This is a genomic window from Pseudomonas kuykendallii, assembly GCF_900106975.1.
Classification (GTDB): domain Bacteria; phylum Pseudomonadota; class Gammaproteobacteria; order Pseudomonadales; family Pseudomonadaceae; genus Pseudomonas_O; species Pseudomonas_O kuykendallii.
In genome coordinates this window covers 341,535-363,007 of the sequence record NZ_FNNU01000005.1, presented here as the reverse complement: position 1 = coordinate 363,007, position 21,473 = coordinate 341,535, and the positions used below count along the sequence as shown (strand labels likewise).

Sequence of the window (21,473 nt, the reverse complement as noted above, 5' to 3'; positions counted from 1 at the left end):
GGGGTTTCTTCGGCGGCTACTGGGGTCGGTTGAGGCCTGATTCGCGGCGATGCGGCTCGCGGTGAGGCCTCGACAGCCCCTAGAATGTCGGAGTCCGAGGAGTATGACTCCGACTAACAACCATAAGGACGAGGACCCAGGCCGTGGACGCAGTTCTAGATCCAGCCTCAAGCAGTCTGTCGCGCTCGAAGCTGTTGCCACCGCAACCGTCCGCGAGCCTTCCCCGGCCCCATCTCCAGGCCCTTCTCGGCGCACCCTCCGCGCGGCTGGTGCTGTTCCGCGCCCCCGCGGGCTTCGGCAAGACCACCGCGCTGGCCGAGCTTGCGGCGTCGCGCAGCGCCGAGGGCTACGCCAGCGCCTGGTATTCCCTGGGCGAAGGCGACGACGATCCACTGCATTTCCTGACTCAGCTGATCGCCGCATTGCGCAGCGCCTTTCCGGGCATCGGCGCGGATGCGCTGAGCTACCTGCGCAACACCATGCAGGTGCCGGTGGCCGCGGTGGTGGAAAGCCTGCTGGCGGACCTGTCCGAGCAGCGGCAGCCGCTGCTGCTGGTGATTGACGACGTTCACCTGATTCAGGACCCCGATTTGTTGGCTGCGCTCAATCGCATGGTGCTGCTGGGGCCACCCGGATTCGTCCTCGCCCTCGGCAGCCGCTCTCTGCCCGCGCTGCGTCTGGCCAGCCTGCGCGCCAAAGGGTTGTTGCTGGAGATCGGCAGCGACGAGCTGCGCCTCAGCCTGGAGGAGACCGGCGAATACCTGCGCAGCGCCGGGCTCTGCGTGGATACCGCCACCGTTGCGGCGCTGCATGCGCAGACCGAGGGTTGGCTTGCCGGCGTACACCTCGCCAGCCTGTGGTTGCACAACCGTTCCGATGACGCACCGATGCCCCGCAACGTCAGCGAACTGGCGGTCGGCGACTACCTGTTGAGCACCGTATTCGAGCAACTGCCGGAGCCGCTGCAGGAGCAACTGCTGGCGCTGGCGGTGGCCAACCAACTGAGCGGCGAACTGGCCGGGGCACTGACCGGCTGCGACGACGGGCAGGCCTTGCTGGAGGAACTGGAGCAGCGCCAGCTGTTCCTCGAACCGCTGGATCGCGCCCGGCACTGGTACCGCTTCCACCACCTGTTCGCGGACTTCCTCCGCGCGCGCCTGCGCCAGCGCGACCCGGAACGCCTCAAGCACCTGCATTTCAACGCCAGCCTGTGGTTCACCAACCATCACATGCAGAACCTGGCGATCGAGCACGCCTGCCTCGCCGAAGACCCGGAAATGCTTGCCGCGCTGGTGGATGGCTGCGGGTTGGAGCTGATCAACCGCGGTCAGCTCAGCCAGATCTACCGCTGGCGCCAGCAGATTCCCGACGCCATTGCCGAGCGCTACCCGGTGCTGGTGTTGGCGAGTGTCTGGGAGAAGGCAGCCGGCCAGTCGTTGCCCGAGGCCAAGCGCCTGCTCGACGAACTCTTGCAACGCTGGGACGCGGGCGAAGGCGAGCCGTTGCAGCAGGGTTATCTGGCTGCCATGGCGGTGAAGGCGCTGATCGCGCTGCAGAAGGACGAACTTGCGCTGTGCGTGGAACTGGCCGGCAAGGTCGAAGCACAGCTGGGTCAGCATGCGGCGTTTCTCGAGGTGGCACTGCTGGTCGTCGGCGCGCTGGCGCAGGTGATGCTCGCCCGTCCCGAAGCGGCGCGGCACCTGCTCGCGCTGGCGCAGCAGCGCAATCACTTCCTCGAAGGCCGCTACCTGGCGATGCAACTGAGCAACGTCGAGGTGCTGCTGGCCTTGGAACAGGGCTGCACGCGGCAGGCGCAGCTGCTTTCCGAACGCCTGCGCGGGCGGCTGATGCCGTGGTTCGGCGACAGGTCCCGCGCGCTGGCGCTGCCCGCCATCACCGAATCACTGATCGCTTACCAGCAGGCGCGTTACGACGGACTCGAGGAGCGCCTCGGACGCGCGCTGCGCCAGGTCGATGTGATCAACCCGATCGACCTCTATGCCCAGGGCCTGCTGTTCCTCTCGCGCCTCCAGCGCGCCCGAAACCAGACCTGCGAGGCGCTGGAAAGCCTGGTGCTGCTTCAAGGACTGGCGGTGCGCAACCAGTCCTGGCGCTTCCAGGCGCAGGCGGTGGCGGACGAGATCGCGCTGATCCTGCAGCAACCGGCGGCGGACCGCATCCGCCGCGCCGAGCAGCGCCTGAAGAGCCTCGACTGGGAACGTCATGCCGCGCATTACGCCGCGCAGCCGTTCAATCCGGTGCGCTGGAGCCTGGGCGTTAGCCGCGTGCGCCTGCAACAGGCGCGCGGGCAATACAGCGAGGCGTTGCACGAGATCGCCCAGTTGCGTGAGCTGCTGCAACCCGGCTGGCATGGCGTGCAGCGCCTGCGCCTGGAGATTCTCGCGGCACTCAGCCACCAGCGGCTGGGCTATCAGGAGCGGGCGTTGAGCACGCTCGTGCAATGCCTCATCGATGCCGAACGCGAAGGGCTGCGCAGTCTGTTCATCGAGGAGGGCGAGGCCATCCGGCAGATGCTCCAGCAGCTCGAAGTCACCGAGCGCCAACCGGCGCTGCAGGGCTTCATTCGCGGTTTGCTGACGGTCTGGCCGGGCAGCCCGGCGCGCGAAACGGTCGAGTCGCCGGGCGATGACCTCACCGATCGCGAGATGGAAGTCATCCGTCTGGCCGCCACCGGCATGTCCAACGAGGAGATCGGCATTCGCCTGGCGCTGGCGCTGGGTACGGTGAAATGGCACCTGCACAACATCTACGACAAGCTCAAGGTGCGTAACCGCACCCACGCGATCCGCCGCGCCCGCGAACTGGAGTTGCTCGACGCATGAATGGCCCACTGGCTCAGGTATCCGGATTTCCGCTGCTGCGCACCAAGCTGGCGCCGATGGACCGCGGGCAGCAGGCGCAGCTGGCACGCACCGCGCTGGTCGAGCGCCTGTTCGCCGCCCGCGAGCGGCGCCTGCTGATCGTCAGCGGGCCGGCGGGCTACGGCAAGAGTACGCTGCTGAGCCAGTTCGCCGGGCGCCTGGCGGCGTCCGGCGAGTGCGTCGCCTGGCTCTCCTGCGACGAGTCGGACAGCCCGCCGGAGCGCCTGCTGCGCTATCTGATCGCCGCCATCGGTGCGGTCTGCCCCGGCTTCGGCAGCCGCGCGATGGGGCTGCTCGACGATCAGGCCAACTGGCCGGAAGAGGCCCTGCTGGAGGCGTTGATCGCCGACCTGAAGACACTCAATCGCCCGCTCTACCTGCTGCTGGACGATTTCCACCGGCTCCGCCATCCGTTCCTCGGCAAGGGCGGACGTTACCTGCTGGAACGCCTGCCGGAGCACGTCCACCTGGTGGTCAGCACCCGTTTCGGGCCACTGTTCATCGAGGACGATCCGGTGCTCAAGGCATCGGTGTTCTGGATCAAGGCCGAGGACCTGCGCTTTTCTCGCGATGAGATGGCGCGCTACTTCGCCGAAGTGTGCGCACTGGAGCTGGACGACGCGACGCGCAAGCAGCTGGGCAAACGCTGCGAGGGCTGGATCACCGCCCTGCACCTGGCGGCGCTGGGCATGCGCCGGCAATCCGATCAGGCGCGTTTCATCGCCGATTTCTCCGGGACCGAGCGGACGCTGGCGGACTACCTGGAGGAAGACGTGCTCGAGGGCCTGTCGCCGCCGTTGCTGGCGTTCCTCGAGCAGACCTCGCTGCTCGACGAGTTCAGCGCCGAGCTGTGCAACGCCCTGACCGGACGCCGCGATGCGCTGGACATGCTCCTGCGCCTGCAGAGCGAGCAGTTGTTCGTCATCGCACTGGACGAGCGCGGCGAGTGGTTTCGCTATCACCCGCTGTTCGGCGAATTTCTCCAGGGCCGCCTGGACAAGCGCGGCGACAGCACCAACCTGCTGCGCGCCGCGGCGCGCTGGTGCGAGAGCAACGAGCAATCGGAACGGGCCATCGGTTACGCGCTGCGGGCCCGAGACTACCCGCACGCGGCCGACCTGCTGGAGCGCAAGGGCGCCGGGCTGATCGCCGGTAACCGCGTGTACGGCGTACTGAAGCGGCTCGAACAGGTGCCCGCCGAGGAAATCCGCGAGCATCCGGTGTTCCAGATCTTCTATGCCTGGCAGCTGGCTTTCGAGCAGAAGTACGCGGAGGCCGAGGCCCTGATCGAGGAGGTCAGCACGCGCCTGATGCAGGGGCAGGGCAGGCCGATGCACTACGGCCTGGCCGAGCTGTTAGCGGCGGCGCAGGTGCTCAAGGCGCTGGTGATGCTCTATCAGGACAAGCTGGAAAGCTGCCTGAAGGTGTCGCGCTACTGGCTGAAACTGGCGCCGGAGAACCAGACGGTGTTCCGTGCCAGCCTGTTCTGCGTGCAGGCCGCCGCCTTCGGTCTGCTGGGCGACTACGGCGAGGCGGCCCGCTCGATCGCCCGGGTGCATGAGAACCTCAAGGAGGTGAACAGCGAATACCTGCTGGCGCTGACCAGCCTGATCGAGGCGCTGATCTGCAAGGAAAGCGGCGAGCTGGAACGTGGCCGGTCGATCGCCGAGGCGGCGCGCGGCCGGGTCGAACGGGTATTCGGCGCCAACAGCCGGGTAGGCGGACCGCTGGCGCTGGCCTACGCCGATCTCCTGTACGAACAGGACCGGCATGCGTCGATCCTCGTCGAGCTGCCGGCGGCGAACACCTGGCGCGACGTGGCGACGCCGCTGGAGCTGTTCAGCCGCGGCCAACTGGTGATGGCGCGGACGCGGTTCTTCTCTGGCGATACCCGGCAGGGGCTCGGGCAGCTCGATGCCTGGCTCACCGGCTTGCAGGGCTCGGGGCACGAGCGCGTGCTGGCGCTGGGCATGGGCTGCAAGGTTCAACTGCTGCTGTGGCAGCGCCAGCTTGGCGAGGCCGAGCGCATCTGCCTGCAGCTGGCGCGCCTCATGGAGGGTCTGCCGGCCGAACGCTATCCCGACGCCTGCACCGCGCTGGCCCTTTCGCAGGCGCGTCTGGCGCTCAGCGAACGGCGCCCGGAGAAGGCCCAGGCCGTGCTGGAGAGCAGCCTTGCCGGCGAAGCGGCCGAGCACCAGCGCGATCGCCGCCTGCGCCTGTCGCTGCTGCTGGCGGTGGCGTACTGGCGCAAGGGTTATCTGGAGAAAGCCTTCGCGCTGTTCCAGGCTCACCTGGAAGACGCCTGGAGCCGGGGCTACCGCCGCGCCTTCCAGGACGATGCGCTCTGGCTGTTGCCGCTGTGGGAGGCCTGGAAGGTGCAGGAGCCGCTGCGTGCGAGTGCCTGGGAAGGGCTCGGCGAGCTGCTGCGCGGGCAGTTCGCGCGCCTCGGCATCGACCCGGACACCATCGACGAAAACCAGGACGTCAGCTACCGCGAGCAGGAAATCCTGCGTTTCGTCGCCGCCGGCATGTCCAACCGCGACATCGCCCAGGCCGTGCACCTCTCCGAGGCGACGATCAAATGGCACCTGCACAAGCTGTTCGCCAAGATGGGCGTGCGCAGCCGCACCCAGGCGGTGCTCAAGGGCAAGACGCTGGGCCTGATCAGCGAAGGCTGAGAGGGCCGGCGCCGCGGGGCGCCAGCAGGTTCAGTCCTTGTTCGGCACGTGGCCGAACAGCGACTGCGCGAAGCGCACGCGCTCTTCCGGACTTTCCTGAACGTCCTGCTCGGCCAGTTGCGCGAGGTGCGCCTCGACGGCGTGGGTGCGCAAGGTCAGGCCGCAGTCGTTGGCGATCTGGATGTTCAGGCCGGGGCGGGCGTTGAGTTCGAGGATCAGCGGGCCCTTGTCCTGGTCCAGCACCATGTCGACGCCGATGTAACCCAGACCGCACAGCTCGTAGCAGCCAGCGGCCAGGCGCATGAAACCGTCCCAGTTCGGCAGTTGCACGCCGTCCACCGCGTTGGTGGTGTCCGGGTGCTTGGTGATCTTGGCGTTCAGCCAGGTGCCCTTGAGGGTGATCCCGGTGGCGAGGTCGACGCCGACACCGATCGCGCCCTGGTGCAGGTTGGCCTTGCCACCGGATTGCCGCGTCGGCAGGCGCAGCATGGCCATCACCGGGTAGCCCATCAGCACGATGATGCGGATGTCCGGTACGCCTTCGTAGCTGATGCTCTTGAAGATCTGGTCGGGGGTGACGCGGTATTCGATGAGCGCGCGGTCGCGGTGGCCGCCGAGGGAGTACAGCCCGGTGAGGATGCTGGAAATCTGGTGCTCGATTTCCTCATGGCTGACGATCTTCCCGGACACCGTCTTGTAGCGGTCCTCGAAACGGTCGGCGATCACCAGGATGCCGTCACCGCCGGCGCCCTGGGCCGGCTTGATGACGAAATCGGTGCGCTCGCCGATGATCTCGTCGAGCTTGTCGATTTCTTTCTCGGTGGAGATCACCCCGTACATTTCCGGCACGTGGATGCCGGCCTCGATGGCGCGCTGCTTGGTGATGATCTTGTCGTCGACGATCGGGTACAGGCTGCGCTTGTTGTACTTCAGCACGTAGTCCGCGTTACGCCGGTTGATGCCCATGATGCCGAGCGCTTCCAGGGCCTTCCATCTCTTCCACAGACCGATCATGGCTCAATCCTTGAGAAAGGCTTTGAAGCGGAACAGCTCGGTCAGGCGGTAGCCGCGGTAGCGACCCATCGCCAGCATGAAGCCGACCATCACCAGCAGGATCGCCGGGAAGGTGAACACGAAGTAGACCAGCTGCGGCACCATCATCAGCAGGTGCGCCAGGGTCGCGGCGAACAGCGTGCCGATCGCCACCTTCATCGCATGGCCGGCGCCGCGCTCTTCCCAGGTGATCGACAGACGCTCGATGGTCATGGTCAGGATCACCATCGGGAACAGCGCCACCGACAGCCCGCGCTCCAGGCCGAGCTTGTGGCTGAGCAGGCTGATCACCGCGATCAGCACCACGACGAAGGTCAGCACCACCGACAGCCGCGGCAGCATCTGCAGCTTCAGGTGTTCGAGGTAGGAGCGCAGCGACAGGCCCAGCGCGGTGATCAGGGTGAACAGCGCGATGCCGAAGCCCAGCTGCGTCTCGCGGAAGGCCAGGGCGATCAGCACCGGGGTGAAGGTGCCGAGGGTCTGCAGGCCGATCAGGTTGCGCAGGATGAGGATCACCAGCACGCCGATCGGGATCATGATCATGATCTGGTAGGTCTGCTGGGTCTGCAGCGGCAGGCCGTAGAGCGAGTACTCGAGGAAATCGACGTCGGTGTTCTCGTCGGTCAGCTTGGCCAGGCGGATGGCGTTCATCTCGCTGTTGTTCAGGGTGAAGTTGACCTGGATCTTCTTGCCGCCATCCAGCGTCACCAGCGGTTCGTCGCCGGTCCACCACATCAGGCGGTCAGCCGGCAGGCCCTGTTCGCCGGTCTCCGGGTTGAAGTACAGCCACTTGTCGCCGTTGAAGCTGCGCAGCCAGAGTTCCGGGTTCTGCGGCTGGTCGGCGATCAGGCGAAGGGTGTGCACGCGCTCCATCGGCACGTGGGCGATGGACAGCAGCAGGTCGACCACCCTGGCCTTGTTGACGGTGGACTGGTCGCCGCCCAGCAGCAGCTTGACGTTGTCGTCGTTGACGTTGTTGACCCGCTTGATGGTCTCGCCGACGAAGGTTTCGACGTCCGCCGAATGCTGGCGGATCGGTGCCATCAGCGCTTCGGCGGCGATCTTCTCGGGGCCATCCACGGGAATCTGCTCGTCGCGGAAAATCGGCCCCTTGGGCTTGAGCTGCTCGCCGCTGTAGCGCTTGGTCAGTACTAGGCGGTAGTAGAGCGTCTGGTTGCCTTTGGCACGGCGCGCCGACCAGGTCACCTTCCGGTTGTCGCCGGTGCGGTTGATGCTCACGCCATAGTTGTTGGAGATGAAGCTCTCGTTGAGGCTGACGTAGTTCTGGTTCAGCGGCGGAACGAACATCTGCACCTTGACCGGCTCATGCGGCGTGGCCACGAACTCGACCTTGGCGTCGATGTTCCACAGATCGTCGGTTTCGTCCTCGGTCACCGGGATGCCGAGGATGAAGATCTGGTAAGCCGTAATCAGAACGCCCAGCGTCACCAGCACGGTGATCAGGACTTTCAGATGCAGGGTAAGAGAGCGCATGGGGTCTACTCGGCAGAGATTGAGTCGGCACATCCGGGCTTGCCGGCGGCGTACTTGAGGCTGGGGTCGACCAGTGCATCGAAGCGCTTGAGCGCCTCGGAGCCGATCAGGAGCGGGTATTCGAAGGCGCTGCGGTCGGTGAGATTGACCTCGATGTCGCGCCGGGCGCGTCCCATGCAGACACTCAGTTCGATCACCGGGCGCGCGGTGTAGGTCTTGCCCTGTTCAGGATCGTAGTCGCCCGAGCGGCGCTTGATCTTACTGATCCGCGCCAGCGGTCGCTCGATGGGATGGGCATGGGCGTCGTCGATGGCGAGGTAGAAGCGTACCCAGGATTCGCCGTCGCGCTTGAAGCGCTGGATGTCCCGTGCGCTGAGCGAGGCGGTCTTGGCGCCGGTGTCCAGCTTCGCCGCCACTTCCAGATCCAGCTCGGCGAGGCGCGCGTGCTCGTTCAGGCCGTACACGGTCTTCTCACCGGCGAAACCCGCGTCGGGCGCAAGGAACAGGCAGAAGAGGGAAGGAGCGAAGGGCTTGAATCTCATACGTCCTGGATGATCGCGACGGCGGGTCGGCATGACCGGCGGGTGGCTGGAGCCTTTGTTCTCGGGGCTCGCGGGCATGGCGGGCATCATTCCTGGGCAGCGCAAGCGGTGGGCATTCTAGCATGCTGATTTTCTGCGGTGACAGACGCATATAGGCCGCAACAGCGGTGGTTCTGGCCATGGCGTCTTTCGGTCATCCCGGAGGATTGTCAACAATCTGGTGATTGGGTTTGACTGAATAGGTCTTCAGGCGTAATTTTGCCCGAACCATACCTTCCTGGTGTCGACAATATGCTAGAAGACGCCGATATCAATCTGGCCGTGGCAGACGAGTCGGAAACCCTTTCCGAGCACGTCTTCCGGCGCATCCAGGCGGCCATCGTCAAGGGCGAGATCGCTCCTGGCAGCAAGATCTCCGAGCCCGAGCTGGCCCGCGTCTATGGCATCAGCCGCGGCCCGTTGCGCGAGGCGATCCACCGGCTGGAGGGCCAGCGCCTGCTGGTGCGCGTGCCCCACGTGGGGGCTCGCGTGGTTTCGCTGAGCTACGCCGAGTTGATCGAGCTCTACGAAATCCGCGAATCCCTCGAAGGCATGGCCTGTCGCCTGGCCGCGGAGCGCATGAGCCAGGCGGAGATCGATGAGCTGCGCCAGGTGCTGGACATGCACGAGCGCGACGAGGCGTTCCAGGCCGGGCTGGGCTACTACCAGCAGGAAGGCGACTTCGATTTCCACTACCGGATCATCCAGGGCAGCGGCAACCGCACGCTGACGCAGATGCTTTGCGGCGAGCTCTACCAACTGGTGCGCATGTACCGCATCCAGTTCTCGGCGATACCCAATCGTCCGCGCCAGGCCTTTACCGAACACCACCGCATTCTCGACGCCATCGCCGATGGCGACGGAGAGCTCGCCGAACTCCTGATGCGCCGTCACATCGCCGCGTCCAAGCGCAACGTCGAGCGCCATTATCCCAGCGCCCACCCGGGCACCCAGGAAACAACCACAACAAGAGGTCAGCCATGAGTCATGTATCTGCCGGGCAACGTTTCCGTGACGCCGTAGCCAGCGAGCACCCGCTGCAGGTGGTCGGGGCAATCAACGCCAACCACGCACTGCTGGCCAAGCGTGCCGGCTTCAAAGCGATCTACCTGTCCGGTGGCGGCGTGGCCGCGGGCTCGCTGGGGGTTCCCGACCTCGGTATCACCGGTCTCGACGACGTGCTTACCGACGTGCGCCGGATCACCGATGTCTGCGACCTGCCGCTGCTGGTGGATGTCGACACCGGTTTCGGCTCCTCGGCGTTCAACGTCGCGCGTACGGTCAAGTCGATGATCAAGTTCGGCGCCGCCGCGATCCACATCGAGGATCAGGTGGGTGCCAAGCGCTGCGGTCACCGGCCGAACAAGGAAATCGTTTCCCAGCAGGAAATGGTCGACCGCATCAAGGCCGCGGTGGATGCACGCACGGACGACAGCTTCGTGATCATGGCGCGTACCGATGCGCTGGCGGTCGAGGGCCTGGAGTCCGCGCTGGAGCGTGCCGCAGCGTGCGTCGAGGCGGGTGCCGACATGGTCTTTCCCGAGGCGATCACCGAGCTGGACATGTACAGGCTGTTCGCCGAGAAGGTCCGTGCGCCGATCCTCGCCAACATCACCGAATTCGGTTCGACCCCGCTGTACACCACGCAGGAGTTGGCCGGCGCCGATGTTTCCCTGGTGCTCTACCCGCTGTCGGCCTTCCGCGCGATGAACAAGGCGGCGGAAAACGTCTACACGGCGATCCGCCGCGACGGCACCCAGAAGAACGTGGTCGACACCATGCAGACGCGCATGGAGCTGTACGAGCGCATCGATTACCACGCCTTCGAGCAGAAGCTCGATGCGCTGTTCGCCGCCAAGAAGTGATCGATCGGGCCGCGTATCGAGCAGGCGGCACCGATGAACAACAAGAACATCAATCGGATCAGATGAGGAACAACCCGCGATGAGCGCAACCCAAGAGACGACCACGCCGGGCTTCAAACCCAAGAAATCGGTGGCCCTGAGTGGCACCGCCGCCGGCAACACCGCCCTGTGCACCGTCGGCCGCACCGGCAACGACCTGCACTACCGCGGCTACGACGTACTCGACTTCGCCAACCGCTGCGAATTCGAGGAAATCGCCCACCTGCTGGTGCACGGCAAGCTGCCCAACGTGGCGGAGCTGGCCAGCTACAAGGCCAAACTCAAGGCGCTGCGTGGCCTTCCGGCAGCGCTCAAAGCCTCGCTGGAACAGCTGCCGCCCTCGGCGCACCCGATGGATGTGATGCGCACCGCCGTCTCGGTGCTCGGCTGCGTATCGCCGGAGAAGGACGACCACAACCACCCCGGCGCCCGCGATATCGCCGACAAGCTGATGGCGTCCCTGGGTTCGGCGCTGCTGTACTGGTATCACTTCAGCCACAACGGCAAACGCATCGATGTGGAAACCGACGATGACTCCATCGGCGGCCATTTCCTCCACCTGCTGCACGGCGAGAAGCCGCGCGAGTCGTGGGTGCGTGCGATGCACACCTCGCTCAACCTCTACGCCGAGCACGAGTTCAACGCCTCCACCTTCACCTCGCGGGTGATCGCCGGCACCGGTTCGGACATCTATTCCTGCATCGCCGGCGCCATCGGCGCGTTGCGCGGTCCGAAACACGGCGGCGCCAACGAGGTGGCCTTCGAGATCCAGAAGCGCTACGACAACCCGGACGAAGCCGAGGCCGATATCCGCGCTCGCGTCGAGAAGAAGGAAGTGGTGATCGGCTTCGGTCATCCGGTCTACACCGTGTCCGATCCACGTAACAAGGTGATCAAGGAGGTAGCGCGCGAACTCTCCGTCGAACAGAAGAACAGCAAGATGTTCGACATCGCCGAGCGCCTGGAAACCATCATGTGGGACATCAAGAAGATGTTCCCCAACCTCGATTGGTTCAGCGCCGTGAGCTACCACATGATGGGCGTGCCCACCGCCATGTTCACGCCGCTGTTCGTCATCGCCCGCACTTCGGGCTGGTCGTCCCATGTGATCGAGCAGCGCATCGACGGCAAGATCATCCGCCCGAGCGCCAACTACACCGGTCCCGAAGACCTTAAGTTTGTGCCGCTCAAGGATCGCCCATGATCAGCATGAACACGAAGTACCGCAAAAACCTGCCGGGCTCTGCGCTGGACTACTTCGACACCCGCGAGGCAGTCGACACCATCGCGCCCGGCGCCTACGCCAAACTGCCGTACACCTCGCGGGTGCTGGCCGAACAACTGGTGCGCCGTTGCGACCCGGCGCTGCTCACCGATGCGCTGAAACAGCTGATCGAGCGCAAGCGCGACCTAGACTTCCCCTGGTACCCGGCGCGCGTGGTGTGCCACGACATCCTCGGCCAGACCGCCCTGGTGGACCTGGCCGGCCTGCGTGACGCGATCGCCGACAAGGGCGGCGACCCGGCCAAGGTCAACCCGGTGGTGCCTACCCAGTTGATCGTCGACCATTCGCTGGCGGTGGAATACGCCGGTTTCGACCCCGATGCGTTCGAGAAGAACCGCGCCGTGGAAGAGCGCCGCAACGAGGACCGTTTCCACTTCATCGAGTGGACCAAGACCGCGTTCAAGAACGTCGACGTGATCCCCGCCGGCAACGGCATCATGCACCAGATCAACCTGGAGAAAATGAGCCCGGTGATCCAGGCGCGCGACGGCGTGGCGTACCCGGACACCTGCGTCGGCACCGACAGCCATACGCCGCACGTGGATGCCTTGGGCGTGATCGCCGTCGGCGTCGGCGGGCTGGAGGCGGAGACCGTGATGCTCGGCCGCGCCTCGATGATGCGCCTGCCCGACATCGTCGGCGTGGAGCTCACCGGCAAGCGCCAGCCCGGCATCACCGCGACCGATATCGTGCTGGCGATCACCGAGTTCCTGCGCAAGGAGCGGGTAGTGGGCGCCTACGTGGAGTTCTTCGGCGAAGGTGCCAATAGCCTGTCCATTGGCGACCGCGCGACCATCTCCAACATGTGCCCGGAATACGGCGCCACGGCCTCGATGTTCTACATCGACCAGCAGACCATCGACTACCTCAAGCTCACCGGGCGCGAGCCGCAGCAGGTGGCGCTGGTGGAGCAATACGCCAAGCTCACCGGTCTCTGGGCGGATGCTCTGGTGACCGCCGAGTACGAGCGGGTGCTGCGCTTCGACCTGTCCACCGTGGTGCGCAACATGGCCGGCCCGAGCAACCCGCACAAACGCCTGCCGACCTCGGCGCTGCAAGAGCGCGGCATTGCCGGCGAAACCTTGCTGGCCGCCGCCAAGGTGGAGGAGAGCGAAGGCCTGCTGCCCGATGGCGCGGTGATCATTGCCGCCATCACCAGCTGCACCAACACCTCCAACCCGCGCAACGTGGTGGCCGCCGGCTTGTTGGCGAAGAAGGCCAATGCGCTGGGCTTGCTGCGCAAACCCTGGGTGAAGACCTCGTTCGCGCCGGGCTCCAAGGTGGCCAAGCTGTACCTGGAAGAGGCCGGCCTGCTCAGCGAGCTGAAACAGCTGGGTTTCGGCATCGTCGCCTACGCCTGCACCACCTGTAACGGCATGTCCGGTGCGCTTGACCCGGTGATCCAGCAGGAAATCATCGACCGCGACCTGTACGCCACCGCCGTGCTGTCGGGCAACCGCAACTTCGATGGCCGCATTCACCCGTACGCCAAGCAGGCGTTCCTGGCCTCGCCGCCGCTGGTGGTCGCCTACGCCATCGCGGGAACCGTGCGCTTCGATATCGAGCAGGACGTGCTCGGTCACGATCAGGCCGGCAACCCGGTAACCCTCAAGGACCTGTGGCCGAGCGATGAGGAAATCGACGCCATCGTCGCTGCCTCGGTGAAGCCCGAGCAGTTCCGCCAGGTCTACATTCCGATGTTCGACCTGGGCACCTTCGCCGAAGCGGAAAGCCCGCTGTACGACTGGCGTCCGCAGTCCACCTACATCCGTCGCCCGCCGTACTGGGAAGGCGCGCTGGCCGGCGAACGTACGCTCAAGGGCATGCGCCCGCTGGCGCTGCTGCCGGACAACATCACCACCGATCATCTGTCGCCGTCCAACGCGATCATGCCCGACAGCGCGGCCGGCGAGTACCTGGCGAAAATGGGCCTGCCGGAAGAGGACTTCAACTCCTACGCCACCCACCGCGGCGACCACCTGACCGCGCAGCGCGCCACCTTCGCCAACCCGCAGCTGGTCAACGAGATGGCCGTGGTCGACGGCCAGGTGAAGAAGGGTTCGCTGACCCGTATCGAGCCGGAGGGCAAGGTCACCCGCATGTGGGAGGCGATCGAGACCTACATGGCGCGCAAGCAGCCGCTGATCATCGTGGCCGGCGCCGACTACGGTCAGGGCTCGTCGCGGGACTGGGCTGCCAAGGGCGTGCGCCTGGCCGGCGTGGAAGCGATCGCCGCCGAAGGGTTCGAGCGTATCCACCGCACCAACCTGGTGGGCATGGGCGTGCTGCCGCTGGAATTCAAACCCGGCACCAATCGCCTGACCCTGGGCCTGGACGGGACCGAGCTGTACGACGTGCTCGGCGAGCGCACCCCGCGTGCGACCCTGACGCTGGTGATCACGCGCAAGAACGGCGAACGCCTGGACGTGCCCGTGACCTGTCGTCTGGATACCGCCGAGGAAGTGTCGATCTACGAAGCCGGTGGCGTGCTGCAGCGCTTCGCCCAGGACTTCCTGGAAGCGACCGCAACCGCCTAAACGCGGTCCCGTAGGGTGCGCCGTGCGCACCGCAGGCAGCGAGGTCTGTGCTGGTGCGCACGGCGCACGGCGCACCCTACGGAACCCCCGAATTGTTCAGGAAACAGGCCATGTCTCACGCAGCGCAAATCAAGATTCCCGCCACCTACATGCGTGGCGGTACCAGCAAGGGCGTGTTCTTTCGCCTGCAGGATCTGCCCGAGAGCTGCCAGGTGCCGGGCGCTGCCCGTGACCGGCTGTTCATGCGCGTCATTGGCAGCCCCGACCCGTACTCGGCACAGATAGACGGCATGGGTGGCGCCACGTCCAGCACTAGCAAGTGCGTGATCCTGTCGAAAAGCAGCCAGCCGGATCATGACGTCGACTACCTCTACGGCCAGGTTTCCATCGACAAAGCCTTCGTCGACTGGAGCGGCAACTGCGGCAACCTCTCTACCGCCGCGGGCGCTTTCGCCCTGCATGCCGGCCTGATCGACCCCGCACGCGTGCCGGACAACGGAGTCTGCGTGGTGCGGATCTGGCAGGCCAACATCCAGAAAACCATCATCGCCCACGTGCCGGTCAGCGCCAGGCAGGTGCAGGAGACCGGCGACTTCGAGCTGGACGGGGTGACCTTTCCGGCCGCGGAGATCGTGCTGGAGTTCCTCGATCCGTCCGACGACGGCGAGGAGGGCGGTTCGATGTTCCCCACCGGCAATCTGGTGGACGACCTCGAAGTCCCCGGCGTGGGAACCCTCAAGGCGACGATGATCAGCGCCGGCATCCCCACGGTGTTCGTCAATGCCGCGGACATCGGCTATCAAGGCACCGAACTGCGCGACGACATCAACGGCGATCCCGCGGCGCTGGCGCGTTTCGAAGCGATTCGTGTCGCCGGGGCGCTGCGCATGGGACTGATCAGGACGGCGGCGGAGGCGGCGACGCGCCAGCACACGCCGAAGGTCGCGTTCGTCGCCAATCCAAAGGGCTACGCAGCATCCAGTGGCAAGGCCGTGCAGGCCGGCGATGTCGACCTGCTGGTGCGCGCATTGTCGATGGGCAAGCTGCACCACGCCATGATGGGCACCGCCGCGGTGGCCATCGGCACCGCGGCTGCGATCCCCGGCACGCTGGTGAACCTGGCCGCCGGCGGGGGCGAGCGCACCGCGGTGCGCTTCGGGCATCCCTCAGGCGTGTTGCGCGTAGGTGCGGAGGCGACGCGAATCGACGGCGAATGGGTGGTGAAGAAGGCCATCATGAGCCGCAGTGCGCGGGTGCTCATGGAAGGCTGGGTTCGGGTGCCGGGCGACGCGTTCTGAGTGGCGTTCGGGCGTCCGCCGACCTCACAGGCGGCTGGTGCCCAACAGCAGGCCGCCAGCGCCCATATAGAAGGCACCGGTGGTCTTGTTCAGGCGAATCACGCCCTTGCTGGTCTTCACCAGGCGGCGGATTTGCAGCCCGAACAGCGCGTAGAGCACCGAGGCGCAGTATTCGGCCAGCAGGTAGGTGGTGCCCAAGTAGAGAAACTGCTCGGTGGCCGGCTGATCCGGCTTGATGAACTGCGGGAAGATCGCGGCGAACAGCAGGATCGCCTTGGGATTGCTGATGCCGATGAGAAATTCCTGCAGCATCAGCCGCCAGACGCTCCGCTGCTGGCTTGCGGATTGAGTGCCGTCGAGCATGTCCAGCCCGCTGAAATCACGGCTGCGCCAGGCGACGATACCGAGATAGAGCAGGTACGCGGCGCCGATCCACTTGATCGCGGTGAAGGCGGCTTCCGACGCCAGCAGCATCGCGCCCAGGCCGATCGCGGAAATCGTCAGGAAGATCGCGAACGCCAGCACCCGGCCACTGGTCGCCAGCACCGCCGCGCCTACTCCACGTCGAATGCCATTGTTCAGCGCGCAGAAGTTGTTGGGCCCTGGCATCAGCGAAATGAGCAGTGCAACGGGGGCGAAGAGTACGGCGTCCATCAGGGTCATGTGGGCAGGTCCGGAATGCGTTGGGCGTTACTTCAAGCGGCGTTCGACGCCTTTTTCCACGAGGATCTTTGCCGAAATCTCTTCCACCGAGAAATGAGTGGAGTTGATGAAGGCGATGTTTTCCCGACGAAACAGCGCCTCGACTTCGCGCACTTCGAACTCGCACTGGGCGAAGCTGGCGTAGCGGCTGTTAGGTTTGCGCTCATGGCGGATCGCGGTGAGTCGGTCGGGATCTATGGTCAGGCCAAACAGCTTGTGCTTGAACTGCTTGAGTGCCGGCGGCAGTTGCAGGCGCTCCATGTCTTCCTCGGTCAGCGGATAGTTGGCGGCGCGGATGCCGAACTGCATGGCCATATAGAGGCAGGTCGGGGTTTTGCCGCAGCGCGACACGCCGACGAGGATCAGATCGGCCTTGTCGTAATAGTGGGTCCGCGCGCCGTCATCGTTGTCCAGGGCGAAGTTCACCGCCTCGATGCGCTCCATGTAATTGGCACTGTGGGCGATGGAATGGGATTTGCCTACCGAGTAGGAAGAGCTGGCGATCAGCTCGTGTTCGAGGGGCGCGAGGAAGGTCGAAAAGATGTCGATCATGAATCCGTTGGATTTTGCCAGGATGTCACGGATTTCTTGGTTAACTATGGTGTCGAAGATGATCGGACGGGCGCCATCGCGATCTGCCGCATCGTTTATTTGCTGTACCATTGCGCGCGCTTTTTCGACGCTATCGATGTACGGCCTGGTGAGTTTGTGAAAGGTGATGTTCTCGAATTGCGCCAACAAACTCTGGCCGAGCGTTTCGGCAGTGATGCCGGTGCCATCGGAAATGAAGAAAGCGGTTCGTTTCATTGCGCTCAGGCCTTAAGGTAGGAACGATTCTTGGCTATCATGGCGCCCGGTTTCAGGGGCCTGCCGAAGGGCATTGTCACTTATTTCCATGGGGTGGGCCACAAGGCTGGAGCCGCGGAATCCGCCCCGCAGGAGCTTTTCAACTTTCAGTGGAGAGATCACCTTGGTCGAGTACGTAATTTCCCTCGATAAGCTCGGCAATCACGATGTCGAGCGGGTAGGGGGCAAAAACGCCTCCCTGGGCGAAATGATCAGCAACCTCGCCGGTGCCGGTGTATCGGTGCCCGGCGGTTTCGCCACCACGGCCCAGGCCTATCGCGATTTCCTCGATCTCAGCGGGCTCAACGATCGTATCCACGCCATCCTCGACTCACTGGATGTCGACGACGTCAACGAACTGGCCAAGGCCGGCGCGCAGATCCGTCAGTGGGTCATGGAAGCCGAGTTCCCCGAGCAGCTCAACGCCGATATCCGCACCGCCTTCGCCGAAATGGCCGGTGGCAACGAGAACATGGCGGTTGCTGTACGCTCCTCGGCTACCGCAGAAGACCTGCCGGACGCCTCGTTCGCCGGTCAGCAGGAAACCTTCCTGAACATCCGCGGCGTCGAGAACGTGATCCGCGCCGCGAAGGAAGTCTTCGCCTCGCTGTTCAACGACCGCGCCATCGCCTACCGCGTCCACCAGGGCTTCGACCACAAGCTGGTCGCGCTCTCTGCGGGCGTGCAGCGCATGGTTCGCTCTGAAACCGGCACCGCGGGCGTGATGTTCACCCTCGACACCGAATCCGGCTTCCGCGACGTGGTGTTCATCACCGGCGCCTACGGCCTCGGCGAGACCGTCGTCCAGGGCGCGGTCAACCCCGACGAATTCTACGTCCACAAGCAAACCCTCGAAGCCGGTCGTCCCGCCATCCTGCGCCGCAACCTGGGCAGCAAGGCGATCAAGATGATCTACGGCGACGAAGCCAAGGCCGGCAAGTCGGTCAAGACCGTCGACGTCGACCGCGCCGATCGCGCGCGCTTCTGCCTCTCCGACGATGAAGTCAGCAACCTGGCCCGCCAGGCGCTGATCATCGAGAAACACTACGGCCGCCCGATGGACATCGAGTGGGCGAAGGATGGCGACGACCAGCAGCTGTACATCGTCCAGGCCCGTCCGGAAACCGTTAAGAGCCGCGCCAGCGCAACCGTGATGGAGCGCTACCTGCTGAAGGAAAAAGGCAAGGTGCTGGTCGAAGGCCGTGCCATTGGCCAGCGCATCGGCGCCGGCCCGGTCAAGGTGATCAAGGACGTGTCGGAAATGGACAAGGTCCAGCCCGGCGACGTGCTGGTCTCCGACATGACCGATCCGGACTGGGAACCGGTGATGAAGCGCGCCAGCGCCATAGTCACCAACCGTGGCGGGCGCACCTGCCACGCGGCGATCATCGCTCGCGAGCTGGGTATTCCGGCAGTGGTCGGTTGCGGCAACGCCACCCACCTGCTGACCGACGGCCAGCGCGTCACCGTGTCCTGTGCCGAGGGCGACACCGGCTTCATCTTCGAGGGCGAACTGGGCTTCGACATCAAGAAGAACTCCGTGGACGCCATGCCGGATCTGCCGTTCAAGATCATGATGAACGTCGGCAACCCGGACCGCGCCTTCGACTTCGCTCAATTGCCGAACGCCGGTGTGGGACTGGCCCGTCTGGAGTTCATCATCAACCGGATGATCGGCGTGCACCCCAAGGCGCTGCTGAACTTCGCCAGCCTGCCGGCGGACATCAAGGAAAGCGTCGAGAAGCGCATCGCTGGTTACGACGATCCGGTGGATTTCTACGTCGAGAAGCTGGTCGAGGGTGTCAGCACCCTGGCTGCCGCGTTCTGGCCGAAGAAAGTCATCGTTCGCCTGTCCGACTTCAAGTCCAACGAGTACGCCAACCTCATCGGCGGTAAGCTCTACGAACCGGAAGAAGAGAACCCGATGCTGGGCTTCCGTGGCGCTTCGCGCTACATCAGCGAGTCGTTCCGCGATTGCTTCGAGCTCGAATGCCGGGCGATGAAGAAGGTCCGTGAAGTCATGGGTCTGACCAACGTCGAGCTGATGGTGCCGTTCGTACGCACCCTGGGCGAGGCGTCCCAGGTGATCGACCTGCTGGCCCATTACGGCCTCAAGCGTGGCGAGAACGGGCTCAAGGTCATCATGATGTGCGAGCTGCCCTCCAACGCGCTGATGGCCGACGAGTTCCTCGAATTCTTCGACGGTTTCTCCATCGGTTCCAACGACATGACCCAGCTGACCCTGGGGCTGGACCGCGACTCCGGGATCATCGCGCATCTGTTCGATGAACGTAATCCGGCCGTCAAGAAGCTGCTCGCCAGCGCCATCGCTGCCTGCAACAAGGCCGGCAAGTACATCGGTATCTGCGGCCAGGGTCCTTCGGACCATCCGGACCTGGCGAAATGGCTGATGGAGCAAGGCATCGAGAGCGTCTCGCTGAACCCGGACTCGGTGCTCGACACCTGGTTCTTCCTTGCCGAGGGCCAGCAGGCCTAAGGTTTCGTAACGATACGAAGAGGGCGGGTGCACACCCCGCCCTTTTTTGTGCACGAAGTAAAAGCACCATGCAAAGCAGTAGCGAACTGTTCCCCGTAGCGCTGATCAGCGCGGAGTTGCGGGGCGACCTGACCGAAGATGTCTATCGCCTGAAACCCAACAACAGTCCCGACCAGAGCGTGGAACTGGCACTGACCCGGCTTGGCCTGCTACGCGCCGGCACGACCCGTGGCCTGCCGGTCATCCTGCTGCACGGCAGCTTCTCCAACCGACGCTTCTGGTTTTCGCCCAAGGGCATCGGCCTGGGCGCTTATCTGGCGCGCGCCGGATTCGATGTGTGGATCGCCGAAATGCGCGGGCATGGGCTTTCGCCGCGCAATCTGACCTACGCGCGCAACCGCGTGGCCGATTACGCCCGTTACGATCTGCCGGCAATCGCCGACTTCGTCATCGAACAAACCGGACGCGTGCCTCACTGGCTGGGCCATTCGCTGGGGGGCATCAGCCTGGCGGCGGCGGTGGGTGGCGGCTATCTGGACGATGGGCGAGCCGCGACCCTGGCGCTGTTCGGCAGCCAGGTCAGCCAGTCGCACTGGGCACTGAAAATCCCGCCGGTGGAGTGGGTCGCCCGTTCGCTACTCAAGCATTTCGGCGGCGTATCCGGCACTCGCTCGATGCGCGGTCCTGAAGACGAACCCGCCGGGCTGCTAATCGAGAGCCTGCGCTGGCATGGCCTGTTCGGCCGGTTTGGCGAGAAAGGGCGCGATTGGCTGGCAGGCCTTGCCGAGGCGCACATGCCGACGCTGATGGTCACGGCCGAGGGCGATCGCCAGGATCCGCCGTCGGCCTGCCAGGCGCTGCTGGAGCGTTTCGGCTCGGAAAACCGCGTCTACCTGTGCCTTGGGCCGCAGAGCGGTTTCAGCACGGCCTTCGGCCATGTGCAGATGCTGGTGAGCAAGGCGGCGCAAGAGGAGGTCTACCCGCTGGTCTCGCACTGGCTGCAGCACCAGGCGTTGCCGGCGCGCCAGCCGTCTACAGTGGATACACCGCTGTCGCAGCGTTCCGTGTCCAGCAGTTAACCGTTAAAATATGACGCAACGGAGCTTCCCGGTCACGACCGCGAAGCTCGCCCGTCTCGTCGACGGAAAAGGCTGGGGTCAGGCGATGGCCCGACCAGCGCACCCCCGTCAACAATCCCAAGGAGGTTCACCATGCAATATGTCACTCCCGATCTGTGCGATGCCTATCCCGATCTGGTCCACGTGGTCGAACCCATGTTCGCCAACTTCGGCGGCCGCAATTCCTTCGGTGGCGAGATCGTCACGATCAAGTGCTTCGAGGACAACTCGCTGGTCAAGGAGCAGGTCGATCTGCCAGGCGTGGGCAAGGTGCTGGTGGTCGACGGTGGCGGCTCGCTGCGGCGTGCACTGCTGGGCGACATGCTCGCCGAGAAGGCGGCCAAGAACGGCTGGGAAGGCCTGGTGATCTATGGCTGCGTCCGCGATGTCGATGTACTCGCCGAGACCTACCTCGGCATCCAGGCGCTGGCCAGCCACCCGATGAAGACCGACAAGCGCGGCATCGGCGATCTCAACGTCGTGGTCACCTTTGGCGGCGTCACCTTCCGTCCCGGCGAATTCGTCTACGCGGACAACAACGGCATCATCGTTTCCTCCAAAGCGTTGCCCATGACGGAGTAAGACCTGGTGGTCGATG

15 protein-coding genes are annotated in these 21,473 nt (G+C 64.9%); 10 read left to right on the top strand and 5 right to left on the bottom strand.

Annotated elements, in window-relative coordinates:
* Positions 1-143: 143 nt before the first annotated feature.
* Positions 144-2,843, top strand: a complete 2,700-nt coding sequence (locus BLV15_RS17595; RefSeq protein ID WP_090230991.1) for a winged helix-turn-helix domain-containing protein — start codon at positions 144-146, stop codon at positions 2,841-2,843.
* On the top strand, positions 2,840-5,560 hold the full coding sequence (locus BLV15_RS17590; protein WP_090230990.1) for a winged helix-turn-helix domain-containing protein: 2,721 nt from the start codon (positions 2,840-2,842) through the stop codon (positions 5,558-5,560). Before BLV15_RS17595 ends, BLV15_RS17590 begins: the two co-directional genes overlap by 4 nt.
* A gap of 30 nt (positions 5,561-5,590) precedes the next feature.
* On the opposite strand, the gene BLV15_RS17585 is transcribed toward BLV15_RS17590, so the two are convergent.
* Genes BLV15_RS17585 through rloA form a run of 3 tightly spaced genes read right to left on the bottom strand, consistent with a single transcriptional unit; the run spans position 5,591 to position 8,649 of the window.
* On the bottom strand, positions 5,591-6,571 hold the full coding sequence (locus BLV15_RS17585) for an alpha-L-glutamate ligase-like protein (protein ID WP_175534393.1): 981 nt from the start codon (positions 6,569-6,571) through the stop codon (positions 5,591-5,593).
* Between the two features lie 6 nt (positions 6,572-6,577).
* A complete protein-coding gene (rloB, locus tag BLV15_RS17580; RefSeq protein WP_090230988.1) occupies positions 6,578-8,107 on the bottom strand; it encodes an osmotic stress tolerance membrane protein RloB in 1,530 nt (509 codons plus the stop codon).
* Positions 8,108-8,112: 5 nt separating this feature from the next.
* On the bottom strand, positions 8,113-8,649 hold the full coding sequence (rloA, locus tag BLV15_RS17575; protein WP_090231088.1) for a retropepsin-like aspartic peptidase RloA: 537 nt from the start codon (positions 8,647-8,649) through the stop codon (positions 8,113-8,115).
* A 291-nt stretch (positions 8,650-8,940) separates the two neighbouring features.
* On the opposite strand from rloA, the gene BLV15_RS17570 reads away from it, so the two are divergent.
* The 5 genes from BLV15_RS17570 (at position 8,941) to prpF (ending at position 15,712) form a co-directional block, all read left to right on the top strand.
* Positions 8,941-9,672: a GntR family transcriptional regulator gene (locus tag BLV15_RS17570; protein WP_090230987.1), complete on the top strand. Its 732-nt coding sequence runs from the start codon at positions 8,941-8,943 to the stop codon at positions 9,670-9,672.
* Positions 9,669-10,553, top strand: coding sequence for a methylisocitrate lyase (gene prpB, locus BLV15_RS17565; protein ID WP_090230986.1), 885 nt, complete (start codon positions 9,669-9,671; stop codon positions 10,551-10,553). The genes BLV15_RS17570 and prpB overlap by 4 nt, the downstream gene beginning before the upstream one ends.
* 79 nt (positions 10,554-10,632) lie before the next feature.
* Positions 10,633-11,796, top strand: coding sequence for a bifunctional 2-methylcitrate synthase/citrate synthase (gene prpC / locus BLV15_RS17560; protein WP_090230985.1), 1,164 nt, complete (start codon positions 10,633-10,635; stop codon positions 11,794-11,796).
* A gap of 5 nt (positions 11,797-11,801) precedes the next feature.
* A complete protein-coding gene (acnD, locus tag BLV15_RS17555) occupies positions 11,802-14,414 on the top strand; it encodes a Fe/S-dependent 2-methylisocitrate dehydratase AcnD (protein ID WP_090231087.1) in 2,613 nt (870 codons plus the stop codon).
* A 110-nt stretch (positions 14,415-14,524) separates the two neighbouring features.
* Complete coding sequence (gene prpF / locus BLV15_RS17550) at positions 14,525-15,712, top strand: 2-methylaconitate cis-trans isomerase PrpF (protein WP_090230984.1); 1,188 nt, start codon at positions 14,525-14,527, stop codon at positions 15,710-15,712.
* Positions 15,713-15,736: 24 nt separating this feature from the next.
* Here prpF and BLV15_RS17545 read toward each other — a convergent pair whose 3' ends face one another.
* Entirely contained in the window at positions 15,737-16,375 is a 639-nt protein-coding gene (locus tag BLV15_RS17545) for a LysE family translocator (protein ID WP_217632897.1), read from the bottom strand.
* A gap of 27 nt (positions 16,376-16,402) precedes the next feature.
* Complete coding sequence (gene ppsR / locus BLV15_RS17540; protein WP_090230983.1) at positions 16,403-17,221, bottom strand: posphoenolpyruvate synthetase regulatory kinase/phosphorylase PpsR; 819 nt, start codon at positions 17,219-17,221, stop codon at positions 16,403-16,405.
* A gap of 163 nt (positions 17,222-17,384) precedes the next feature.
* Between ppsR and ppsA the strand changes: the two genes are divergently transcribed.
* From ppsA to rraA, 3 genes are all read left to right on the top strand, one after another.
* On the top strand, positions 17,385-19,757 hold the full coding sequence (gene ppsA, locus BLV15_RS17535; RefSeq protein ID WP_090230982.1) for a phosphoenolpyruvate synthase: 2,373 nt from the start codon (positions 17,385-17,387) through the stop codon (positions 19,755-19,757).
* Between the two features lie 68 nt (positions 19,758-19,825).
* Positions 19,826-20,836, top strand: coding sequence for an alpha/beta fold hydrolase (locus BLV15_RS17530; RefSeq protein WP_090230981.1), 1,011 nt, complete (start codon positions 19,826-19,828; stop codon positions 20,834-20,836).
* A 132-nt stretch (positions 20,837-20,968) separates the two neighbouring features.
* Entirely contained in the window at positions 20,969-21,457 is a 489-nt protein-coding gene (gene rraA / locus BLV15_RS17525) for a ribonuclease E activity regulator RraA (protein WP_090230980.1), read from the top strand.
* Positions 21,458-21,473 lie beyond the last annotated feature (16 nt).